Genomic DNA, 19,862 nt, shown 5'->3' with positions numbered 1-19,862 from the left:
GGTGCATTAATGCATCGAGGAGGGATGCGCGCACCGCGGCGGCGCCCGTCAGGCTATGGCGTCGTCGGACGTGGTACCCAGCGGGTCGAGCGCGGAGAGCAGATCCGGATGCACCTCAAAGGATTCGAGCAGGCCGGTCAGGCGCAGCACGCGGACGACACAGGCACTGTCGCCGTCCGAGATGAGCCGCAGCCGCCCCTCGCGCGCCAGGATCCGCAGCCGCGCCCGGCACAGCAGCGACACTCCGCTGCAGTCCACGAACGTGACCTGCCGCAGGTCCACGACCAGGTCGGGCCTGCCCGCGCTGGTCAGCACGTCCATCCGGTCGGCGAGATTGACCTTCGCCAAAATGTCCAGTTCCCCACAGAGTTCGATGACCGTGGTGGCTCCCACGGCCCTTTCACGGCCCCCGAAGGACCGCCTCTCTTCGGCCATCCCCGTCCCCACTTCACTGTTCGGCCGAGACGCGCGATCGCGCCGTACACCGGCGATGGAGGCTTGCGGAGGTGGGGGACACCCGCGGAGAAAGGTCAGCAACGACCACCGTCGACGTTCGGGGATCCGCGCCGTGCCGGCCGTCGGCAGGGTCCGGGTCATCGGCCGGTCCGTTACGTGTGAATACGGTGTACCCGGCTCTGCTGGCCTGAGTCAACAACTTGGTTGTACCGGAAAGTTGTTGGCCCCCTCACGCCACTCCTCGCCACCCCCCGCGCTTGCTCCTCTCCGCGCATGCACAGAGGGAAGACCCGCGTGCCGTGGAATGTCCGGGCGGGCGGGGAGCGCCGGTCCACACGGACATGTGCCGACGCCCCCGCCTTCCCCCGTCCGGCGCACCCCGGCGCCGCTGGGCACCAGCCTGCCGCCTGCGACGGGCCCGTGAGAAGAAGATCCTGATAGGTCTTCGGCGCACATTGATGCGCCGGCGCTTATCAATGCACGTACGCGAGCAGCGGTCCGGTGCTCGCGGCGCGTCACCCGTACGGACGCGAGTCCGACCCCCGTACCCACGTGTCGCGAATCGTCATCACTCGGGTGATTACCACTGTCCTCGCGGGGCACCCGGCGCACCTGGAACGCCGGTGCTCACCCGGTCGCACGACCGGCCCCGGCCCGATGGCGGGCCGGAGGGGTGCGTGCCAGCGTGTCCAGGGGTGGCGTCGCCACCGGGCCCCTGCTGCCGATATTGCGAGGACCGTGATGGAACGACCCAGAGTGCTGATCGTGGGCGGTGGTTTCGCCGGCGTGGAATGCGCCCGCGCCCTGGAGCACGGCCTGGAGGCCCGCGAGGCCGAGCTGACGCTGGTCTCCCCCACCAACTACCAGCTGTATCTGCCACTCCTGCCGCACCTCGCGGCCGGCGTGGTCACTCCCCAGTCGATCGCCCCGTCGCTGCGCCGCATCCTGCGCCGGACCCGGCTCGTACCGGGCGGTGTGATCGGCGTGGACACTGCCAACAAGGTGTGCACGGTCCGCCAGATCACCGGCGATACCGTGAACCTGTCGTACGACCACCTCGTCCTCACCCCCGGCTCCGTCACCCGGACCTTCGACATCCCGGGACTGACCGAGCACGCGCTCGGCATGAAGACGCTCGCCGAGGCCGCGTACATCCGCGACCACGTCATCGCGCAGCTCGACATCGCCGCGTGCTGCGCCGACCCCGCCGAGAAGGCGGCCCGGCTGCAGTTCGTGGTGGTCGGCGGCGGTTACGCGGGCACCGAGACGGCTGCGTACCTGCAGCGGCTGACCAGCGCGGCGGCCGAGCGGTACGCGGGCCGTATCGAACCGGACGAGATCAAGTGGCATCTGATCGACATCGCGCCGCGGCTCATGCCGGAGCTGGGCGAACGGCTCGGCACCAAGGCGATGGAGCTGGTGCAGAAGCGGGGCATGGAGGTGTCGCTGGGAGTGTCCGTGGAGTCGGTCACCGCCGACACCGTGACGCTCACGGACGGCCGGGTGCTGCCGTGCCACACCCTGATCTGGACCGCGGGGGTGGCCGCGAGCCCGCTGATCGGCACGCTCGGCGCGGAGACGGTGAAGGGCCGGCTGGCGGTCCACGCCGACCTGTCCGTGCCGCGCATGCCCGGCGTGTGGGCGTGCGGTGACGCGGCCGCCGTACCGGACATCACCAAGGAGGGCGGCGCGGTCTGCCCGCCCACGGCGCAGCACGCGCAGCGGCAGGGCAAGCACGCCGCGAAGAACATCATCGCCTCGCTGCGCGGCCAGCTCTGCACGCCGTACCGGCACAAGGACCTTGGGCTGGTGGTCGACCTGGGCGGCGCCGACGCGGTGTCCCGGCCGCTGGGCAAGGAACTGGTCGGCCTGCCCGCGCAGGTGGTGGCCCGCGGCTACCACCTCATGGCCCTGCGAACCGGTACCGCACGGTTCCGTACCGTCGCGAACTGGCTGCTCAACGCCACGGCGGGCGATGATTTCGTACGGACCGGATTCCAGTCGGGCCGGGACGCGACGCTGCGCGACTTCGAACGCACGGACGTCTACATCTCGCCGGACGACGTACGGGCACAGAACGGCGGCAGTCGCAGAAAGAGCTGACGGCCGGACACCTCGGCGGCGGCCGGGCGGGGCTCAGTCCCGCTCGGCCGCTTCGTCGTCCGACGGCAGGTCACGGGCGCCCAGGCGGAGGTGCTCGATGTGGTAGACGGCCTCGTCCAGGAGCTGCGCGACGTGGTTGTCGTACAGGCTGTAGACGATGCGGCGGCCCCGGCGGGCGCCGGTGACCAGGCCCAGCGCGCGCAGCAGCCGCAGTTGGTGGGAGACGGCCGACTGCTCCATGCCCACCGCTTCGGCCAGCTCCCCCACCGGGCAGGCGCCCTGCCGGAGCCGGGTGAGGATCATCAGGCGTGACGGCGTGGCCAGCGCCTGAAGTGTGGCGGCGATGGTCGCGGCGGACTCCGCGTCCAAGTGCTCGGCCGGCGTGACCCGGGCGTCGACTCCATGTCCCATGCGCCCATCGTAACGACCAGCATATTTGAAGACCTCTTCATGTATTCGGCTATGGTGGCATCGGCACGTACGCATGAAGACCTCTTCATGCGTACGTGTCTCCCCGTCCCCGTCCGCACCCTCGTGCCCCCGGGTCCCGCCCGGGCACGTCTCCGCTCCCGAGGTGTCTCCCATGGCTCCCACGCTGGCCGACGAGCACACGGCCACCGCGGCCACCGCTCCGGCGCCACCGGCCCCCGCGGCCCTCCCCCGCCGCACCCGGCTCTTCGCGCTGCCCGAGGTCCGCTGGGCCGCACTCTCCGCACTCGCCTTCCTTATCGCCTTCCCGCTCGACCTCGCGGGCGCCCCCGCCTGGGCATGGGGCCCGCTGTACGCCGTGTGCTACGCGGCGGGCGGCTGGGAACCGGGCTGGGCGGGCCTGACGGCACTGCGTGAACGCACCCTCGATGTCGACTTGTTGATGGTTGTGGCAGCGATCGGCGCCGCCGCCATCGGCCAGTACCTCGACGGCGGGCTGCTCATCGTGATCTTCGCGGTCTCCGGCGCGCTGGAGGCGCTGGCCACCCGGCGCACCGAGGACTCCGTACGCGGCCTGCTGGACCTCGCTCCGTCCACCGCCGTCCGGCTGACCACCGACGGCGAGGAGACCGTGGCCGCCACCGCGCTGGCGGTCGGCGACACCGTCCTGGTGCGCCCCGGCGAGCGGCTGCCGGCCGACGGCACCGTGCTGGAGGGCGCGAGCGAGGTGGACCAGGCATCCATCACCGGTGAGCCGCTGCCCGCCGAGAAGCGGAGCGGCGACACCGTCTTCGCCGGCACCCTCAACGGCACCGGCGCGCTGCGCGTCCGGGTCGACGCGGACGCGTCCGAGTCGGTCATCGCCCGCATCGTGACGATGGTCGAGGAGGCGAGCGGCACCAAGGCGCCGACCCAGCTGTTCATCGAGAAGATCGAGCAGCGGTACTCCGTCGGCGTGGTCGTGGCCACCCTCGCGCTCTTCGCCGTCCCGCTGGCCTTCGGCGCCGCTCTCACCCCGACGCTGCTGCGCGCCATGACCTTCATGATCGTGGCCTCGCCGTGCGCGGTGGTGCTGGCGACCATGCCGCCGCTGCTCTCGGCCATCGCCAACGCCGGACGGCACGGCGTGCTGGTGAAGTCGGCGGTGGCGATGGAGCGGCTGGGCTCGGTCACCCGTGTCGCGATGGACAAGACCGGCACCCTCACCGAGGGCACGCCGCGGGTCGCCGCCGTCCGGGCGCTGCCCGGCTTCGACGAGGACGAGGCGCTGGCGGCGGCCGCCGCTGCCGAACTCCCCAGCGAACACCCGCTCGCACGCGCGGTGGTCACCGCGGCCCGCGACCGCGGTCTGCGCCCGGCGGACGCGACGGACTTCTCCTCCGTACCGGGCCGCGGCGTCCGCGCCACGGTGGCGGGCCGTACGGTCCAGGTCGGCAGCCCCACTGGTCTGCTGACGGACGACCTGCTGACGGATGCCGCGGACCCCGGGGGCACGGCGGCCGCCGGGAAGGCCGTCGCGGAGTACGAGGAGGACGGCCGTACTGCCGTCGTCGTACTGATCGACGGCGCACCCGCCGCGGTGCTCGCGCTCGCCGACCGGCTGCGCCCCGGCGCGCCCCGGGCCGTCGCCCGGCTGCGTGCGCTGGCCGGCGCCGAGCCCGCCCTGCTGACCGGTGACAACGGCCGTACCGCGGCCCGTACCGCCGAGGAGTCGGGGATGACGGACGTACGCGCCGGGCTGCTGCCCGAGGACAAGGTGGCGGCGGTGCGCGCCTGGCAGGAGGAGGGCGAGCGGGTGCTCGTCGTGGGTGACGGGGTCAACGACGCGCCCGCGCTGGCCGCCGCCGACAGCGGCGTGGCGATGGGCCGGGCCGGCTCGGACCTGGCGCTGGAGACCGCCGACGCGGTGGTCGTCCGGGACGAGATCGGCGCCGTGCCCACCGTGGTGGCGCTCTCCCGGCGCGCCCGGCAGCTGGTGAAGCAGAACCTCGTCATCGCGTCGGTGTGCATCGGCGGCCTGGTGGTCTGGGACCTGGCGGGCCATCTCCCGCTGCCGCTGGGCGTACTGGGGCACGAAGGTTCGACCGTCCTGGTGGGCCTGAACGGTCTGCGGCTGCTGCGTACGGCGGCGTGGCGGCGCGCGGCGGCCTGAGCACCCGGCACTTTCGTGGCAGGGGTCCCCCTCTCACCCCTGTTCTGCTACGTTCGCCCGCATGTTCCTCTTCCGTGCATAGGAGTCAGCACTGCCGCGTCCCACCGGACGCGGCCTTCGCTGCCCCTGCACGCGCGAGCGCCGCCGGTACGGCGCTGTCTCTCCCGAGGAACATGATCATGTCTTCGTCTGTCGTGACCCCGTCGTATGCCGCTGTGCTGCGGACCCGCCATGCCTGCCGCACCTTCGGTGCGGCGCTGCTGGGCCGGCTCTCCTACGGAATGGTCTCCCTGTCGCTGATTCTGGCGGTCAGGGAGGCCACCGGCTCCTACGCCGTGGCCGGCAGCGTCATGGCCGTGTTCGGGTTGACCAGTGTGTTTCTCTCCCCTGCCCGTGCCGGTCTGGTCGACCGGTACGGGCCGCGCCGCGTGCTGCCTCCCATGGCCGCCGCCTACACGGTGCTGTTGAGCGCGCTGGCCTTCGCGACCGCATGGTCGGGCGCGCCGGGAGTCCTCCTGGGCATCCTGGCCGGGACGGCGGGTGCCAGTACGCCACCGCTCGGTCCGGTGATGCGGACGTTGTGGAGCGCCTTGGTTCCCGACCGGGCGCTGCTGCAGCGCGCGTACAGCCTGGACGGGGTGGCCGAGGAGCTCCTGTTCGTGACCGGACCGCTGCTGGTGGGCGTTCTGGTGCAGGTCACCGTGCCGTCGGTGGGTCTTGCCGTCAGCGCTGCCCTCGTGCTGACCGGGGCCCTCGCACTGGCCGCGTCACCGGCGGCCCGCGGCTGGGGAGACCGAGGGAAGGCCGCCGCGGGGTCGGCCGCGCCGTCCGACGACATTCCCTCGGGCCCGGCATCCGGGGGCGGTGCGAGGCTGGGGCAGGCGATTGCCGTGTCCGCCGGGGTGGGTGTGAGCCTGGGCGCCCTGGATCTCCTGGTGATCGCCTTCGCCGATGAACGCCATGCCTCCCATGTGGTGCCCTGGGTCCTGGCGGCGCTGTCCGCCGGCAGCGCCGTCGGCGGCCTCGTCCACGGCGCCGTGCAGTGGCGCGCCTCAAGCAGGGTCCGGCTGTCGTTGCTTGCGATCGCCCTGGGTCTCGTGCTGGCTGCGACCGGTCTTTCGCCCCATCCCTACATGCTCATCTTCTGGGCAGTGCTGGGCGGACTGTTCGTGGCCCCGGCCATCACGACGGCGTATCTGATCGCCGACGAGTGCGCCGGCCCGGATTCCCGCACCAAAGCGGGCGCCTGGGTAAACACCGCCCTCAACGCCGGCACGGCGGGGGCAACGGCTGCTGCCGGGCTGCTGGCCGGGCACATGCCCCTGCCTGTGTGCTTCGCCCTTGCCGCGGCCCCGGTCGTACTGTCGGCCGCCACAGCGCTGCCCCCGCCCCGTCGGTCCGCCTCTCCTCGACAGGCTCGGGGAATCACTCTTCCTGCTGAGTCTTCGAGGGAAGCAATTGACCTCAACATTGGTTGAGGTCATAGCTTCCTGATGTGTCGCCGGTCAGTCCCGACCGCGACGGATGACCGCATCCCGGAGGTCCGCGATGGACATGGAAGTCGCCGCCTGGCATTCGATGCACAGCACTATCACCGCGCAACAGGACAAGCGTCCGTTCTCGCGCGGGACGGTGCGCCGCATCGCGGCCTTCGCCCGCCCGCACCGACGCAATCTGGTGGCGTTCCTGCTGCTCAGCACGGTCACCTCCGTGCTCGCCGTGGCCACCCCGCTGCTCGCGGGCAAGGTCGTGGACGCGATCGAGCACCGCTCCTCCACCGGACTGGTGCTCGGCCTCGCCGGGCTGATCGCCGCCATCGCCATCGCCGAGGCGGGCCTCGGCCTGCTGACCCGCTGGCTGTCCGCGACCATCGGCGAGGGCCTGATCCTGGACCTGCGGACGGCCGTGTACGACCACGTCCAGCGCATGCCGGTCGCCTTCTTCACCCGTACCCGCACCGGCGCCCTGGTCAGCCGCCTCAACAACGACGTCATCGGCGCGCAACGGGCGTTCAGCGACACCCTGTCCCAAGTCGTCGGCAACATCGTCACCCTGGTCCTGACGCTCGTCGTGATGATGGCCCTGTCGTGGCAGATCACCCTGATCGCCCTCGTGCTGCTGCCGGTGTTCGTACTGCCGGCCCGGCGCGTCGGCCGGCGCCTGGCGGGCCTGCGCCGGGAGGCCGCCACGCACAACGCCACGATGGGCACCCAGATGACCGAGCGGTTCTCCGCGCCCGGCGCCACGCTGGTCAAGCTGTTCGGGCGGCCCGACCGCGAGTCCGCCGAATTCGCCGCACGGGCGAGCCGGGTACGGGACATCGGCGTCCGTACGGCCATGGTGCAGACGTACTTCGTCACCGCCCTCACCCTCGTCTCCGCACTCGCGCTGGCCATCGTCTACGGGCTCGGCGGCTACCTCGCCCTCAGCGGCAGCCTCGGCCCCGGCGCGATCGTCTCCCTCGCCCTGCTGCTGACCCGCCTCTACGCGCCGCTCACCGCGCTCTCCGGCGCCCACGTCGAGGTCATGAGCGCCCTGGTGAGCTTCGAGCGGGTCTTCGAAGTACTGGACCTCAAGCCACTGATCAGCGAGAAGCCGGACGCCCGCCCGGTCCCCGACGGCCCGCTGGCCGTGGAGTTCGACGACGTACGCTTCGGCTACCCGGCCGCCGACAAGGTGTCCCTGGCCTCTCTCGAAGAGGTCGCGACGCTGGACACCCGGGGCGGCGACGACGTCCTGCACGGCGTGTCCTTCCGCGCCGAGCCCGGCCAGATGGTCGCCCTGGTCGGCTCCTCCGGCGCCGGCAAGTCCACCATCGCGCAGCTGCTGCCGCGGCTGTACGACACGGACGAGGGCGCCGTACGCATCGGGGGCGTGGACGTGCGCGACCTGTCGGCCGCCTCGCTGCGCGACACCCTCGGCATGGTCACCCAGGACGGCCACCTCTTCCACGACTCGCTCCGCGAGAACCTGCTGCTGGCCCGGCCCGAGGCCGCCGAGGAGGAGCTGTGGGACGTACTGCGCCGGGCCCGGCTCGACGGGCTGATCGCCTCCCTGCCGGACGGCCTGGACACGGTCGTCGGGGAACGCGGCTACCGGCTCTCCGGCGGTGAGCGGCAGCGGCTGACCATCGCCCGCCTGCTGCTGGCCCGTCCCCGGGTCGTGATCCTGGACGAGGCCACCGCCCACCTGGACAACACCTCCGAGGCGGCGGTGCAGGAAGCGCTGGCCGAGGCGCTGGCGGGCCGCACCTCCCTGGTGATCGCCCACCGGCTGTCCACCGTACGGTCCGCCGACCTCATCCTCGTCCTCGAAGACGGCCGCATCGTGGAACGCGGCACCCACGAGGCGCTGCTCGCCGCGGGCGGCCGCTACGAGGAGCTGTACCGCACCCAGTTCGCCGACTCGGCCGCCGAGCGGAAGGTGGTCGTGAACTGACCGCGGCCCCGGGCGGCGGCGGCATCCGATCAAGAACGACAGCACCGGCCGGTCCCGCCTCTTGGCGGCGACCGGCCGATGCCGAACACTCGTAGCGTGACTCAGCGCGCTGAACACTCGACCGTCATGGACCGCCTCGCGATCGACGACCTCGTCACCGATTACGCCATCGCCGTCGACGACGGCGACTGGGCCGCGTACCGGCACCTCTTCACCAAGGACGGGCGGGCGGACTACCGCTCGGCCGGCGGCATAGAGGGCGGCTGGGAGGAGATCGCCGCCTGGCTCGCGGAGATGATGCGCCACTTCCCCGTCCGCCAGCATCTGATCGTCAACCGCCGGATCACCCTCGACACCCGGGACGGCGCCCCCGGCGACACCGCCACCGTACGGGCCGACTACCTCAACCCGATGCTGCTCGCCGACCCGTCGTCGCCGCCCGCCGCCGCCCCGACCAGCACGGACCCGCACGGCCACGCCGCACTCGCGCCGAACTACACCTGCGCGGGCCGCTACGACTTCACCGCCCACCGCACCGCCGACGGCTGGCGCCTGGCCGAGGTCGTCGTCCACGAGCGATGGCGGCAGATCGGAGCGGCGAAGAAGGCGTGAGGCTCCTCCCGAAGGCACGAGGCCCCTCCCAAAGGAATGAGGCCCCTCCCCCGCGCGGCTTCCTCCTGAACGCGGCCGCCGCGCCCCCTGTGCCTGATCGCCGTCGTGGCGCACACTGGGCGTCCGACCCGAGAGGGGGCCGACCGTAGCGGTGCTGAAGGTTCTGAAGGCCCTGGAGGGGACACGTATGCGCCGCCCGGCCGGCCGAGAGGACGGGAGCCCCGGCTCCCCCTGGTGGCGCGCCGTCGCCGCGCTGGTGGCGGGTGCGCTGCCGGCCCTGTGCTTCCCCGCGCCCGCCCTCTGGTGGCTCGCGTACGTCGCGCTCGTCCCCTGGCTGGCCCTCCTCGCCACGGCCGCCACGCCACGGCGTGCCGCGCTGGAGGGCTGGCTGGGCGGCACCGCGTTCATGCTGGCGGTGCACCACTGGCTGCTGCCCAGCCTGCACATCTTCCTCCTCGTCCTGGCCGCACTGCTCGGCGCGCTCTGGGCGCCCTGGGGCCTGCTAGTCCGCGACTTGCTGCGGAGTCGGCATACTCCGGCGGGCGCCCGCGGCCCCGGGCCCGGCCGGTGCGCGACGGCCCTGGTCCTCGTACCGTCCGGCTGGCTGCTGATCGAACTGGTCCGCTCCTGGGAGTACCTGGGCGGGCCGTGGGGCGTCTTCGGCGCCAGCCAGTGGCAGGTGGCGCCGGCGCTGCGGCTCGCCTCCCTCGGCGGCGTCTGGCTGCTGACGCTGCTGCTCGTCGCGGTCAACACCGCGCTGACCCTGCTGCTTTTCCGGACCGCGTGGCGGACCGCGCTCGCCGGACTGCTGACGATCGCCGTCGCGGCGGGCGCCGCCTGGCTGTGGACGCCGCGCCCGCAGCCCGTCGGCACGACCCGGATCGCGGTGGTGCAGGCGGGCGTCGTGGTCGGCCCCGACGCCCGGTTCGCGCTGGGCGAGCAGCTCACCCGTCGCCTCGCGGGCCGCGGCGTGGACCTGGTCGTCTGGGGCGAGAGCAGCGTCGGCGCCGACCTGAGCGGCCGCCCGGACCTGCGGGCCCGGCTGGCCGCACTCTCCCGGGAGGTGGACGCCGACCTGCTGGTCAACGTGGACGCCCGGCGCGCCGACCGCCCCGGCATCTACAAGTCGTCCGTGCTGATCGGCCCCGACGGCCCGACCGGTGACCGCTACGACAAGATGCGCCTGGTGCCGTTCGGCGAGTACGTACCGGCCCGCTCGATACTGGGCTGGGCCACCAGCGTCGGCAAGGCCGCCACGGAGGACCGGCACCGGGGCACCCGCCAGGTCGTGATGACGGCGGACACGCAGGGCGGCGCGGGCCTGCGCCTCGGTCCCCTCGTCTGCTTCGAGACGGCCTTCCCCGACATGAGCCGCCGGCTGGTCCGCCAGGGCGCGGGCGTACTGGTCGCCCAGTCCGCCACGTCCTCCTTCCAGGAGAGCTGGGCCCCCGCGCAGCACGCCTCCCTGGCCGCGCTGCGCGCCGCCGAGACCTGGCGGCCGATGGTGCACGCGACGCTGACCGGCGTCAGCGCGGTGCACGGCCCGCGCGGCGAGCAGGTCGGCCCCCGACTGGGCACCGACCGCGCCACCGCCGCCGTCTACGACGTCCCCCTCGCCCAGGGCACCAGCCCGTACGTCCGCCTCGGCGACTGGCCCCTGTACGCGGCCCTCCTCGCGGTCGCGGTCTACGCCCTGCGGAAGGGTGTCCGGGCACTGCGGAAGCCGTCGGCGGTGCGACTCGCTGAGCGGCGGTCTGCGTCGGCGCCTCGCTGATCACTCACTGATCGCGCGCTGGACGGCTCGGGCGAGCGCTAGGCAGCCTGCGCCAGCGCCTCGCTGATCACTCGTTCGCAGAGTTCATGCGTACGGAGCGCGTCCTCGGCGGTGAGCAGCTTCCCGGTCCGTACGGCGTCCAGGAAGGCCAGCGCCACCTGCTCGATGCCACGCTGCCGGGCGACCGGCACCCAGTCGCCGCGCCGCCGTACGCTCGGCTGCCCCTTGTGGTCGATCACCTCGGCGAGGTTGACGACCTGCCGCTTGGTGTCCTGCCCCGAGACGTCGAGGACCTCCTCGGCCGAGCCGCTGAGCCGGTTCATGGTGCCGATGGCGGAGAACCCGTCGCCGGCCAGATGCAGCACCACGTGCTCCATCAGCCCGTCCCGGACGCGCGCCCGTACGTGCACGTCGTCGACGGTCCCCGGGGCGAGGAACCGCAGCGTGTCGACGACGTGGATGAAGTCGTCCAGCACCAGGGTGCGCGGGTCCTCGGGCAGCCCGACGCGGTTCTTCTGCATCAGGATCAGCTCGCGCGGGTGCTCCAGGCACTGCGCGTACGCGGGCGCGTAACGGCGGTTGAAGCCGACGGCCAGGCTGACGCCGCGGTCCGCCGCACGGCGTACGATCCGCTCGCTCTCGCCGTAATGGTAAGAAATCGGCTTGTCGACATAGGTGGGAACGCCCGCGTCGACGAGCCGGCTGACGATCTCCGGGTGCACCCCGGTCGGCGCGTGCACGAAGGCCGCGTCCAGCCCGGCGCCGAGCAGCGACTCCAGGTCGCCGTGGCGCTGTGCGGCGGGCAGGTGCAACGTGTCGGCGACCCGTTCGAGGGTGGCAGGGGTGCGGGTCTGCACGTGCAACTCGACCCCGGGCTGTGCCCCGAGCACCGGAAGGTACGCCTTCCGCGCGATGTCACCGAGGCCGATGCAGCCTACCTTCACTGTGCTTCACCTCTGAGGTATCGGGCCGGAAACCGGGCCGGGGGTCATGAGCGCGTCCGAGCCTACGCGGCCGGACGAGTGGCGCGGGCGCGTGGGCGGGGCTACTGCGGACGGTCGGGTGGGAGGTGCGGGCTAGTGGCCGGGGCGGCCCCTCCCGCAAGCAGCCCGGGCCGTCCGCCGCACCCCATTCCCGCAGGCTGGCGCAAAATTGCGGGCCGCGATGGCCGAACCGGGAAAAACCGGGTCGGCACGCGCCGCAGCAGCCATGCTGGGCGGCATGACAGCAACCGATCCAGCACGCACCATCCCCACCGGAACCGGCGACGAACTCACGCAATCGGTGCGCTGGCTGGACTACCACCGCGCCACCCTGGCCGTGAAGTGCGCGGGGCTCACCGAAGAACAGCTGCGGACCGCCTCGGTGCCGCCCTCGGAACTGACCCTGATCGGCCTGCTGCGCCACATGGCGGAGGTGGAGCGGCACTGGTTCCGGCGGATCATGACCGGCGAGGACCTCCCGTGGATCTACTGCGACGAGGAGGACTGGGAGCGCGACTGGCACTTCGGCGAGCAGGACACCGCGGCCGAGGCGCTGGCCACCTGGCAGACGGAAGTGGAGCTGGCCACGAAGGCCGCAGAGGGCCGCGCCCTGGACGAGCCGGCGCCCGACCGGCTGCCGGGCAAGGAGCTGACGCTGCGGTGGATCTACCTCCACATGATCGAGGAGTACGCCCGCCACAACGGCCACGCCGACTTCCTCCGCGAACGCCTCGACGGCGACACGGGCGTCTGACCGGCACCTGGCTGACCAGCACCTGACCGGCCTTCTGACCGGCGGCTGATCGAGCCGCCGCTACGGCGGGGGCCGCTACCCGCGGGTCCGCTACGCGCGAGGGCCGCCCGCCCGGTCCAGACGGTGCTGAAGGCGCTCGATGGCGGCGCGAATGCCCTGCCGGTGCGGGTCGTCCTCCAGCGCGTCCAGCGCGGTACGGGCCCGGCCCAGCTCCCAGCGGGCCTCCGGGTGCCGGGCCAGCCGGGCGTAATCCGCCGCGAGGTCGAGATGGATCGCGGGCAGCAGCGCCCGCAGCTCGGCACGCCCCGCGTCCGCGTGCCCCCGGCTCCCCTGAGCCGCGCTCAGCGCCTGCAGGTCCCAGCGCAGTTCCTCCATGGGGCTGTCCTGGGTGTCGGCAAGATAGTGGGCGAGCGCGCAGCGCTGGTACGCGTCGGCGGACGGCCCCAGCTCATGCCACAACAGGGTCATCCGGCTGCGGGCTTCCTCCCGGTCACCGCCCCGGTGCAACATGACGGCCTGTCCGATCCTGGTCAGGACGGCGTGCTCGGCCGTCATCCCCTGCCGCCTCTGTGCCACTGCGCTCTCCCGCATCCGTACGCCGCCCGGCCACCTGCACCCCCGACGCTAACCGCGCCCCGCTCCCCCGGCACGGCGAACGGTCCGGACGGACCGACGGCCCGGAAGCACCGGACGGGCAGACGGGCAGACGGCATCAGGCGGCCGAAGCGCGGCGGCCGGCCTCCGCGTACCCCGCTCAGCCCAGGTCGGGAATGCGCCAGTCGATGGGGGTGTGCCCCTGAGCGGCGACCGCGTCGTTGATCTGCGTGAAGGGATGCGAGCCGAAGAACTTCTTCGCCGAGAGCGGCGAGGGATGCGCCCCCTGCACGACCACATGCCGCTGCCCGTCGATCAGCGGCAGCTTCTTCTTGGCGTAGTTCCCCCACAGCACGAACACCGCCGGATCGGGCCGGCTCGCGACCGCCCTGATCACCGCGTCCGTGAACTTCTCCCACCCCTTGCCCTTGTGGGAGTTGGCCTCACCGGCCCGCACGGTCAGCACCGCGTTCAGCAGCAGCACCCCCTGCTGCGCCCACGGCATCAGATAGCCGTTGTCCGGGATCGGGGTGCCCAGCTCTTCGTGCATCTCCTTGAAGATGTTGCGCAGCGACGGCGGCGTCTTGACGCCGGGCCGCACCGAGAAGCACAGGCCGTGTCCCTGGCCCTCGCCGTGGTACGGGTCCTGGCCGAGGACCAGCACCTTCACCTGGTCGTACGGTGTGGCGTCCAGCGCGGCGAAGACCTCCTCGCGCGGCGGGTAGACCGGACCCCGGGCGCGCTCCTCCTCCACGAAGGCCGTCAGCTCCTCGAAATAGGGCTTGGCCAGCTCTTCGCCGAGTACGCCGCGCCAGGATTCGGGCAGCATGTCGGGCATCACGTCAACGACCTCCGGGTGGGTTCCGCGTCTTTCCCTGAAGAACCTACCGGCGACCACTGACAACGCCGTCCGCCGGGGGAAAACGGCCGGTGGCGGCGGCCCGAAGACCACCGCCACCGCCAGCACCCGCCGCCGGGGGCCAGCCCAGACCGGGCTTCAGACCCCCGCGTTCAGGAAGCGCCCGCCGTCGATGACGAGGTTCTGACCGGTGATCCAGCCCGCGTCGTCCGAAAGCAGGAACGCCGCGGCCCCGCCGATGTCCTGCGGCACGCCGAGCCGCGCCATCGGGTACTGCGCCGCCGCCTCCGCCTCGCGGTCCTCGTACAGCGCGGCCGCGAACTTCGTCTTGACCACGGCAGGTGAAATCGAGTTGACCCGCACCGTCGGCGCGAACTCGTGCGCGAGCTGCAGCGTGAGGTTGATCATCGCGGCCTTGCTCATGCCGTACGCGCCGATGAAGGGCGAGGCGGAGACGCCCGCGATGGACGCGATGTTGACGATCGCCCCACCGTTGTCCTTCTGCCACGCCTTCCACGTCTGCTGGGCGAAGCCGAGCGCGGAGACCACGTTGGTCTCGAACACCTTGCGCGCGACCGCGAGGTCCATCTCGGCCATCGGCCCGAACACCGGGTTCGTACCGGCGTTGTTCACGAGGTAGTCGACCCGCCCGAAGGCTTCCATGGCCCGCTCGACGGCGGCCGCCTGGTGCGCCTCGTCGTGCGCCTTGCCGGCCACGCCGATCACCCGGTCGGCGCCGAGCTTCTCGACGGCCTCCTTGAGGGCGTCCTCGTTGCGGCCGGTGATCACGGCGCGGTGGCCGCGCGCGAGCACGGCCTCGGCGACGCCGTACCCGATGCCGCGGCTGGCGCCCGTGATGAGGGCGACCTTGGCGTTGTCCTGCTCAGTCATGTTCTTTGGCTCTCCTGGCGTCGGTTGACCGTGTCCCGTCGGCTGACCTTTTGATGTACCTGCGTACGCGTCAGTTGAGCGGGCCGCCCGCGACGTACATGACCTGACCGGAGACAAACCCGGCCTGCTCGCCCGTGAAGAAGGCGATGGCGTTGGCGATGTCCTCGGGCTTGCCGACGCGCTGGACCGGGATCTGGGTGGCGGCCGCGGCCTGGAACTCCTCGAAGCCCATGCCGACCCGCTCGGCGGTGGCCGCGGTCATGTCGGTGACGATGAAGCCGGGCGCGACGGAGTTGGCGGTGATGCCGAACTTGCCGAGCTCCTTGGCGAGCGTCTTGGTGAAGCCCTGGAGGCCGGCCTTGGCGGCCGAGTAGTTGACCTGGCCGCGATTGCCGAGCGCGGAGCTGGAGGAGAGGTTCACGATGCGGCCGAACTTGGCGTCCACCATGTGCTTCTGGCAGGCGCGGGACATCAGGAACGCGCCGCGCAGGTGCACGTTCATGACCGTGTCCCAGTCGCTGTCGCTCATCTTGAACAGCAGGTTGTCGCGGAGCACACCCGCGTTGTTGACCAGTACGGTCGGCGCGCCCAGCTCGTCGGCGACGCGGGCGACAGCGGCTTCCACCTGTGCCGAGTCCGAGACGTCGCAGCCCACCGCGATGGCCTTGCCGCCGGCCGCGGTGATCTTCTCGACGGTGTCCTTGCAGGCCGCCTCGTCCAGGTCGAGTACGGCGACGGCGCGGCCCTCGGCGGCCAGACGCACGGCGGTGGCGGCGCCGATACCGCGGGCGGCACCCGTCACGATGGCTACGCGCTGCTCGGTGGTGGACATGCGGGGTTCTCCTCACCTCGAAAGCGGCTCACCGCTCCCGGAAGGCGGGTGAGCAACCGCTTAGTCGCTTCAGCAGAGCTGACGCTAGAAGCCAGGCCACCCGCTGTCAACGCCCCGCCGCCAGCCGTTGCGCACCTCACCTGCGACATCGGACGACAAGGGCGGGCACGGAAGCCCCGTACCCGCCCCCATGGCGCAGCACCCGTACGCTCACCGCACCAGCAGATCCAGCAACCGCTCCGCCTCCTTGGACGGATCGGCGGTCAGCCCGGTGTGCACCGGCCCGGGCTGCACGATGGTGCTGCGCGGCGCGATCAGCCACCGGAACCGGCGGCCCACGTCGTCCGCCGCCGCCTGTCCGGCCCGCTCACCACCGCAGCAGACGCCCTCGACGGCGCTCAGCGCGGCCCGCACCCCTTCCACGTCCACCGAAGGATCCAGCGCCCGCAGCCGCGCCTCGTCCAGATGCGTACGCGCCTCCACGAAGCGCCGCGCGTGGCAGTAGACGACCACCCCCGCGTTGATCATCTCGCCGCGCTCGACCCTGGGCACCACCCGCAGCAGCGCGTACTCGAAAACGTCCCGTCCGTTGTGCAGTCCGCTCACTTCACTGCCCTCCGCGGAAGCTTGCCGGCCAGCCAGCCCGGCACCTGCGAAGGCTTCTCCTCCGTACGCTCACCGACCTTGATGTTCTCGCTGATCACCGCGGCCCGCGCGGCCAGCGTCCGCACATACGCCTGCCGCACTTCCTCGGCCGACTCGAACCCCGGCTCGTCCACCAGCCACTCGTCCGGCACGTCCGCCACGACCTCGGCCAGCAGCTCCTCGGTGACCAGCGGAGCAAACTCCTCGGCCGCGGCCACCACGTCCGGCCCGAAGGTGGCCAGCACATGATCCGACGCGTCGTACGGCTTCACAGCCGCCTTCTCCGCACCCGGCCAGTTGTGGTGCCAGATCATCGTGGCCCCGTGATCGATCAGCCACAGCTCCCCGTGCCACACCAGCAGATTCGGATTCCGCCACGACCGATCGACGTTATTGATCAGCGCGTCGAACCACACCACACGCCCGGCCTCGCGCGCACTCACCTCAAAGGCAAGCGGATCAAACCCCAGCGACCCCGGCAGGTAGTCCATCCCAAGATTCAGCCCGCCACTCGCCTTGAGCAGCTCCTGCACTTCCTGGTCAGGCTCGCTCAGCCCGATCACCGGATCCAGCTGCATCCGCACCAGCTCCGGCACCCGCAACCCCAGCCGCCGCCCGAGCTGCCCGCACACCACCTCGGCAACCAGCGTCTTCCGCCCCTGCCCAGCCCCGGTGAACTTCATGACATAAGTGCCCAAATCATCACCCTCGACGATTCCGGGAAGGGACCCGCCCTCACGCAAGGGTGTGACGTAACGAGTCGCAATGACTTCTGTAAGCATTTTCCCAGGCTATCCGCCCGCCTGGCCCCATAAATCACGACGGACCGACAACGCCCTCCGACCCGGCGATCCGCCCTGCCCCCTGAGGAGAATCTGGGGAGTGTCGGCCGCTACCGACGATGCCGCTCTCCCCCATCGCCGAACAAGGCGTCGATGACGCCCCGCCCCTGTTGCCCGCCTCCGGCATGATGCGCGCGTACTGGTCCAGCGTTACGGCTGGCAACGAGTGGCCCAGCCACCGCACAAGCGTAACCATCGACTCCCCGGCCTCCAGCATCACTTAGGCATATATGTACCGCAGCACGCGGAAAACCATCCTTGGGCGCAGCAGCCCATTGCCATTGCTTCGCCCTTCAGCCTGCGGCAGGATGATGCCGGCCTTCGCGAGGGCGGACTTCCATGTGTAGGTGTTCCACGTGTTCACGGCGACAGCATCGCCGTAGCAAGAGGTCAGCAGAATGCGAAACTTCTTGCCCGACACGTCCTCACCCGACACTCCCACCGTTCCTGTACGCCAGCGGGGGACTCGCCTCGACGGTGGTCGCGCACGACCGCTTCTACCTCGTAGCTGTTCAAGTCGGAGGCAGAGTTGCCCTGTACGCCACACCGGTGGGCCACCGGTCACCCCGCGCTCCTCTGATAGCTGGCGGTGGCGCTGATGCGCGTCGAAGACCTCCTGTAATCTCGGCGCTCCAGGTGCCGCCGAGTCTCGCACCAAGGCCACGGAGGGGTGAGGATGTGGTTCCTGAGAAGGGCACGAGGTTGGTCGCGCTGGTGCCAGGCAGCGCTGGTCGCGTGTCTCCGCTACTGCGTTCGACAGTCGCCGTCCCCTCAGTCGTACGCGGACCTTCTGCAGAAGAACGCCATCAGTTTGTGAACAAGCCAATAAGGCGGCATTGACAGATCGTTCTCTCTCGTCAACCGACTGATAAGGTTCTGTGATCGAGCGAACGTAGCCCCTTAGGTCTCATATGCCGCCCCAACGCCCCGGGAACGCGCTTCCCTTTCTCCTCCTCACGGCATTCCGTGTCCTCATCGACGAGCTGCACGTGCGCCTCGCCGACCTGGGGCATCCCGATCTGCGTCCGGCGCACGGCATCGCCATGCAAATGATCAGCCAGGGTGGGAGCATCACCGATCTCGGCCGACGGCTGGGAGTATCCAAGCAGGCCGCCAGCAAGACGGTGGCAGGACTGGAAAAGCTCGGTTATGTGCAGCGGAAGGCGAGTGCCAGGGACCAGCGGCAGATCGTGGTGAGCTTGACGGCTCGGGGCATGGAGGCGCTCACTTTGTCGGGCGACATCTTGAACCAGTTGCGCGATGAATGGGCGGCGGAGGTCGGCGAAGACGACATGGCCTTGGTCGAGGACGCCCTGGAGAAGGTGGGGCAGCCCGACGGGCTTGAGCGCATCGTTGGGTGGCTGGGAGCCTGAGGGGCCTCGGCCCGCCGGGACGCTCACCCCTCCCCGGCCGTCGCCGGCCGGGGAGGGACAAGACGGCAGGTGCCCGTGCGACTCGGAGTGAGCCGCACGGGCATGCTGCACGAAGCCGGTCGTCAGTGGTGCTGCTGCACCGCTTCCGACTGCGTGCTGGTGCCGGTGGCCTCCGCGGGTGCCTCAGCGCCCGCGGGTGCCGTCCGTTCCACGAACTTCTCCAGCGTGAACGTCATGTCACCGTTTGAGCCGTAGCGCGTGCACATCTGGGTGGGGTAGTACCCCGACTTCTCCACCGCCGGTGTCTGAGGTATCGACCGGCACGCCGCTGACGGCTTCGTCGCGACGATCCAGTCCTTGTTCAGTACCGGCTCCCAGAAAGTGATGTGCCCGTCCCACGTACCGTAGGCGAATGCCTGGGTGAACGGATCACCGTTGGCCGGGGCCGCGTTGGGATCGATGAGGTGGTTCCCCATGCGGCCCGCGGCGCCGGGCAGCCCCCAGCCCTCCGGGGCGTACGGTGCCGGCACGGTTTTCTTGGCCTTCGCGTCGTCATCGCAATTGATGACGAGATTGCACGGCCCGGTGCGTATCTGATTACGGGCCGCGAAATCCTGGATGAAGAAGTGCAGGTCGAAGTGCGGCTTGTCGAAAACATGCGTGGGACCGTGACCGTGCATCTGCCAGTTGAACATCAGCCACTTGAACGGCAGACCGTTGAGCTTCGGGAGCCACAGATCACGCTCGTGGCCACTCGCACAGTCCGTCTCAAGGTTGATGCCGTCGCCGTCCTTGTCGAAGCACGTCTGGCCGTCATGGCTCGGCGCCGACGGCAGCGACTTCATGGCCGCTGCGTCGACTCGGACAGCAATCACCTTCGGATGCCTGGCGGCGTCGGCGGCGTACAAGGTCTCGACGAAGCCATCGCCGAGCGAGACCTTGTTGAACGACGTCAGAGCCGGCAAGCTGCTCGACTCGACCGGCTCCGCCGCATCGGAACGGGCCGCGCCGCTGGCCGAGACCAACGGCGCGAGCCCGAGTAGAGCAGCGACGCCGAGCCCGAGACCGAGCGACCAGCGCCCACGAACTTTCCTCATCATCGACCTGTCCCCCCGCTGTGTCTCT

The 19,862-nt window shown here is 71.0% G+C and carries 19 protein-coding genes; 8 read left to right on the top strand and 11 right to left on the bottom strand.

What is annotated here, in order from left to right; all coding sequences use genetic code 11:
- Positions 1–48: 48 nt before the first annotated feature.
- The gene (locus ABZ840_RS23160; protein ID WP_361562002.1) at positions 49–393 is read right to left on the bottom strand and encodes an STAS domain-containing protein; all 345 of its coding nucleotides are present in this window, start codon (positions 391–393) and stop codon (positions 49–51) included.
- Between the two features lie 804 nt (positions 394–1,197).
- Here ABZ840_RS23160 and ABZ840_RS23155 point away from each other — a divergent pair.
- Positions 1,198–2,559 carry an NAD(P)/FAD-dependent oxidoreductase gene (locus ABZ840_RS23155; protein ID WP_361562001.1) on the top strand — a complete coding sequence of 454 codons (1,362 nt, stop codon included), beginning with the start codon at positions 1,198–1,200 and terminating at the stop codon, positions 2,557–2,559.
- Between the two features lie 33 nt (positions 2,560–2,592).
- Here the strand turns inward: ABZ840_RS23155 and ABZ840_RS23150 are convergent, their stop codons facing one another.
- Entirely contained in the window at positions 2,593–2,970 is a 378-nt protein-coding gene (locus tag ABZ840_RS23150; RefSeq protein ID WP_052863329.1) for a metalloregulator ArsR/SmtB family transcription factor, read from the bottom strand.
- 172 nt (positions 2,971–3,142) lie between these two features.
- Between ABZ840_RS23150 and ABZ840_RS23145 the strand changes: the two genes are divergently transcribed.
- From ABZ840_RS23145 to lnt, 5 genes are all read left to right on the top strand, one after another.
- Complete coding sequence (locus ABZ840_RS23145) at positions 3,143–5,140, top strand: heavy metal translocating P-type ATPase (RefSeq protein ID WP_361562000.1); 1,998 nt, start codon at positions 3,143–3,145, stop codon at positions 5,138–5,140.
- Positions 5,141–5,313: 173 nt separating this feature from the next.
- Complete coding sequence (locus ABZ840_RS23140) at positions 5,314–6,618, top strand: MFS transporter (RefSeq protein WP_361561999.1); 1,305 nt, start codon at positions 5,314–5,316, stop codon at positions 6,616–6,618.
- A 70-nt stretch (positions 6,619–6,688) separates the two neighbouring features.
- Positions 6,689–8,578, top strand: coding sequence for an ABC transporter ATP-binding protein (locus ABZ840_RS23135; RefSeq protein ID WP_361561998.1), 1,890 nt, complete (start codon positions 6,689–6,691; stop codon positions 8,576–8,578).
- Between the two features lie 96 nt (positions 8,579–8,674).
- Positions 8,675–9,190: a nuclear transport factor 2 family protein gene (locus ABZ840_RS23130; protein ID WP_361561997.1), complete on the top strand. Its 516-nt coding sequence runs from the start codon at positions 8,675–8,677 to the stop codon at positions 9,188–9,190.
- A 187-nt stretch (positions 9,191–9,377) separates the two neighbouring features.
- On the top strand, positions 9,378–10,964 hold the full coding sequence (gene lnt / locus ABZ840_RS23125; protein ID WP_361562180.1) for an apolipoprotein N-acyltransferase: 1,587 nt from the start codon (positions 9,378–9,380) through the stop codon (positions 10,962–10,964).
- Between the two features lie 38 nt (positions 10,965–11,002).
- On the opposite strand, the gene ABZ840_RS23120 is transcribed toward lnt, so the two are convergent.
- Positions 11,003–11,908 carry a Gfo/Idh/MocA family oxidoreductase gene (locus tag ABZ840_RS23120; RefSeq protein ID WP_361561996.1) on the bottom strand — a complete coding sequence of 302 codons (906 nt, stop codon included), beginning with the start codon at positions 11,906–11,908 and terminating at the stop codon, positions 11,003–11,005.
- 277 nt (positions 11,909–12,185) lie between these two features.
- Here ABZ840_RS23120 and ABZ840_RS23115 point away from each other — a divergent pair, with 277 nt between their 5' ends.
- A complete protein-coding gene (locus ABZ840_RS23115; RefSeq protein ID WP_361561995.1) occupies positions 12,186–12,701 on the top strand; it encodes a DinB family protein in 516 nt (171 codons plus the stop codon).
- A gap of 90 nt (positions 12,702–12,791) precedes the next feature.
- Here the strand turns inward: ABZ840_RS23115 and ABZ840_RS23110 are convergent, their stop codons facing one another.
- The 7 genes from ABZ840_RS23110 to ABZ840_RS23080 all read right to left on the bottom strand — a co-directional run bounded on the left by ABZ840_RS23110 (position 12,792) and on the right by ABZ840_RS23080 (position 17,800).
- Positions 12,792–13,256: a hypothetical protein gene (locus ABZ840_RS23110; RefSeq protein WP_361561994.1), complete on the bottom strand. Its 465-nt coding sequence runs from the start codon at positions 13,254–13,256 to the stop codon at positions 12,792–12,794.
- Positions 13,257–13,455: 199 nt separating this feature from the next.
- Complete coding sequence (locus ABZ840_RS23105) at positions 13,456–14,133, bottom strand: uracil-DNA glycosylase (protein WP_361561993.1); 678 nt, start codon at positions 14,131–14,133, stop codon at positions 13,456–13,458.
- Positions 14,134–14,292: 159 nt separating this feature from the next.
- Positions 14,293–15,045 (bottom strand): SDR family oxidoreductase, encoded by a 753-nt coding sequence (locus ABZ840_RS23100; RefSeq protein WP_361561992.1) that lies wholly within the window; start codon positions 15,043–15,045, stop codon positions 14,293–14,295.
- A gap of 70 nt (positions 15,046–15,115) precedes the next feature.
- Positions 15,116–15,877: a 3-oxoacyl-ACP reductase FabG gene (gene fabG / locus ABZ840_RS23095; RefSeq protein WP_223736559.1), complete on the bottom strand. Its 762-nt coding sequence runs from the start codon at positions 15,875–15,877 to the stop codon at positions 15,116–15,118.
- Between the two features lie 210 nt (positions 15,878–16,087).
- Complete coding sequence (locus ABZ840_RS23090; RefSeq protein WP_361561991.1) at positions 16,088–16,483, bottom strand: DUF3037 domain-containing protein; 396 nt, start codon at positions 16,481–16,483, stop codon at positions 16,088–16,090.
- Positions 16,480–17,304: a HipA family kinase gene (locus tag ABZ840_RS23085; protein ID WP_361561990.1), complete on the bottom strand. Its 825-nt coding sequence runs from the start codon at positions 17,302–17,304 to the stop codon at positions 16,480–16,482. Before ABZ840_RS23085 ends, ABZ840_RS23090 begins: the two co-directional genes overlap by 4 nt.
- Positions 17,305–17,584: 280 nt before the next feature.
- The gene (locus tag ABZ840_RS23080) at positions 17,585–17,800 is read right to left on the bottom strand and encodes a hypothetical protein (protein WP_361561989.1); all 216 of its coding nucleotides are present in this window, start codon (positions 17,798–17,800) and stop codon (positions 17,585–17,587) included.
- 553 nt (positions 17,801–18,353) lie between these two features.
- Here ABZ840_RS23080 and ABZ840_RS23075 point away from each other — a divergent pair.
- Complete coding sequence (locus ABZ840_RS23075) at positions 18,354–18,737, top strand: MarR family transcriptional regulator (protein ID WP_361561988.1); 384 nt, start codon at positions 18,354–18,356, stop codon at positions 18,735–18,737.
- Between the two features lie 122 nt (positions 18,738–18,859).
- Here the strand turns inward: ABZ840_RS23075 and ABZ840_RS23070 are convergent, their stop codons facing one another.
- Positions 18,860–19,837, bottom strand: coding sequence for a hypothetical protein (locus ABZ840_RS23070; protein ID WP_361561987.1), 978 nt, complete (start codon positions 19,835–19,837; stop codon positions 18,860–18,862).
- Positions 19,838–19,862 lie beyond the last annotated feature (25 nt).

The sequence above is a fragment of the Streptomyces sp. NPDC047117 genome, from assembly GCF_040643545.1.
GTDB lineage: Bacteria > Actinomycetota > Actinomycetes > Streptomycetales > Streptomycetaceae > Streptomyces.
Note: the sequence above shows the minus strand (reverse complement) of the source record. Positions and strands in the feature narration are given on the sequence as shown.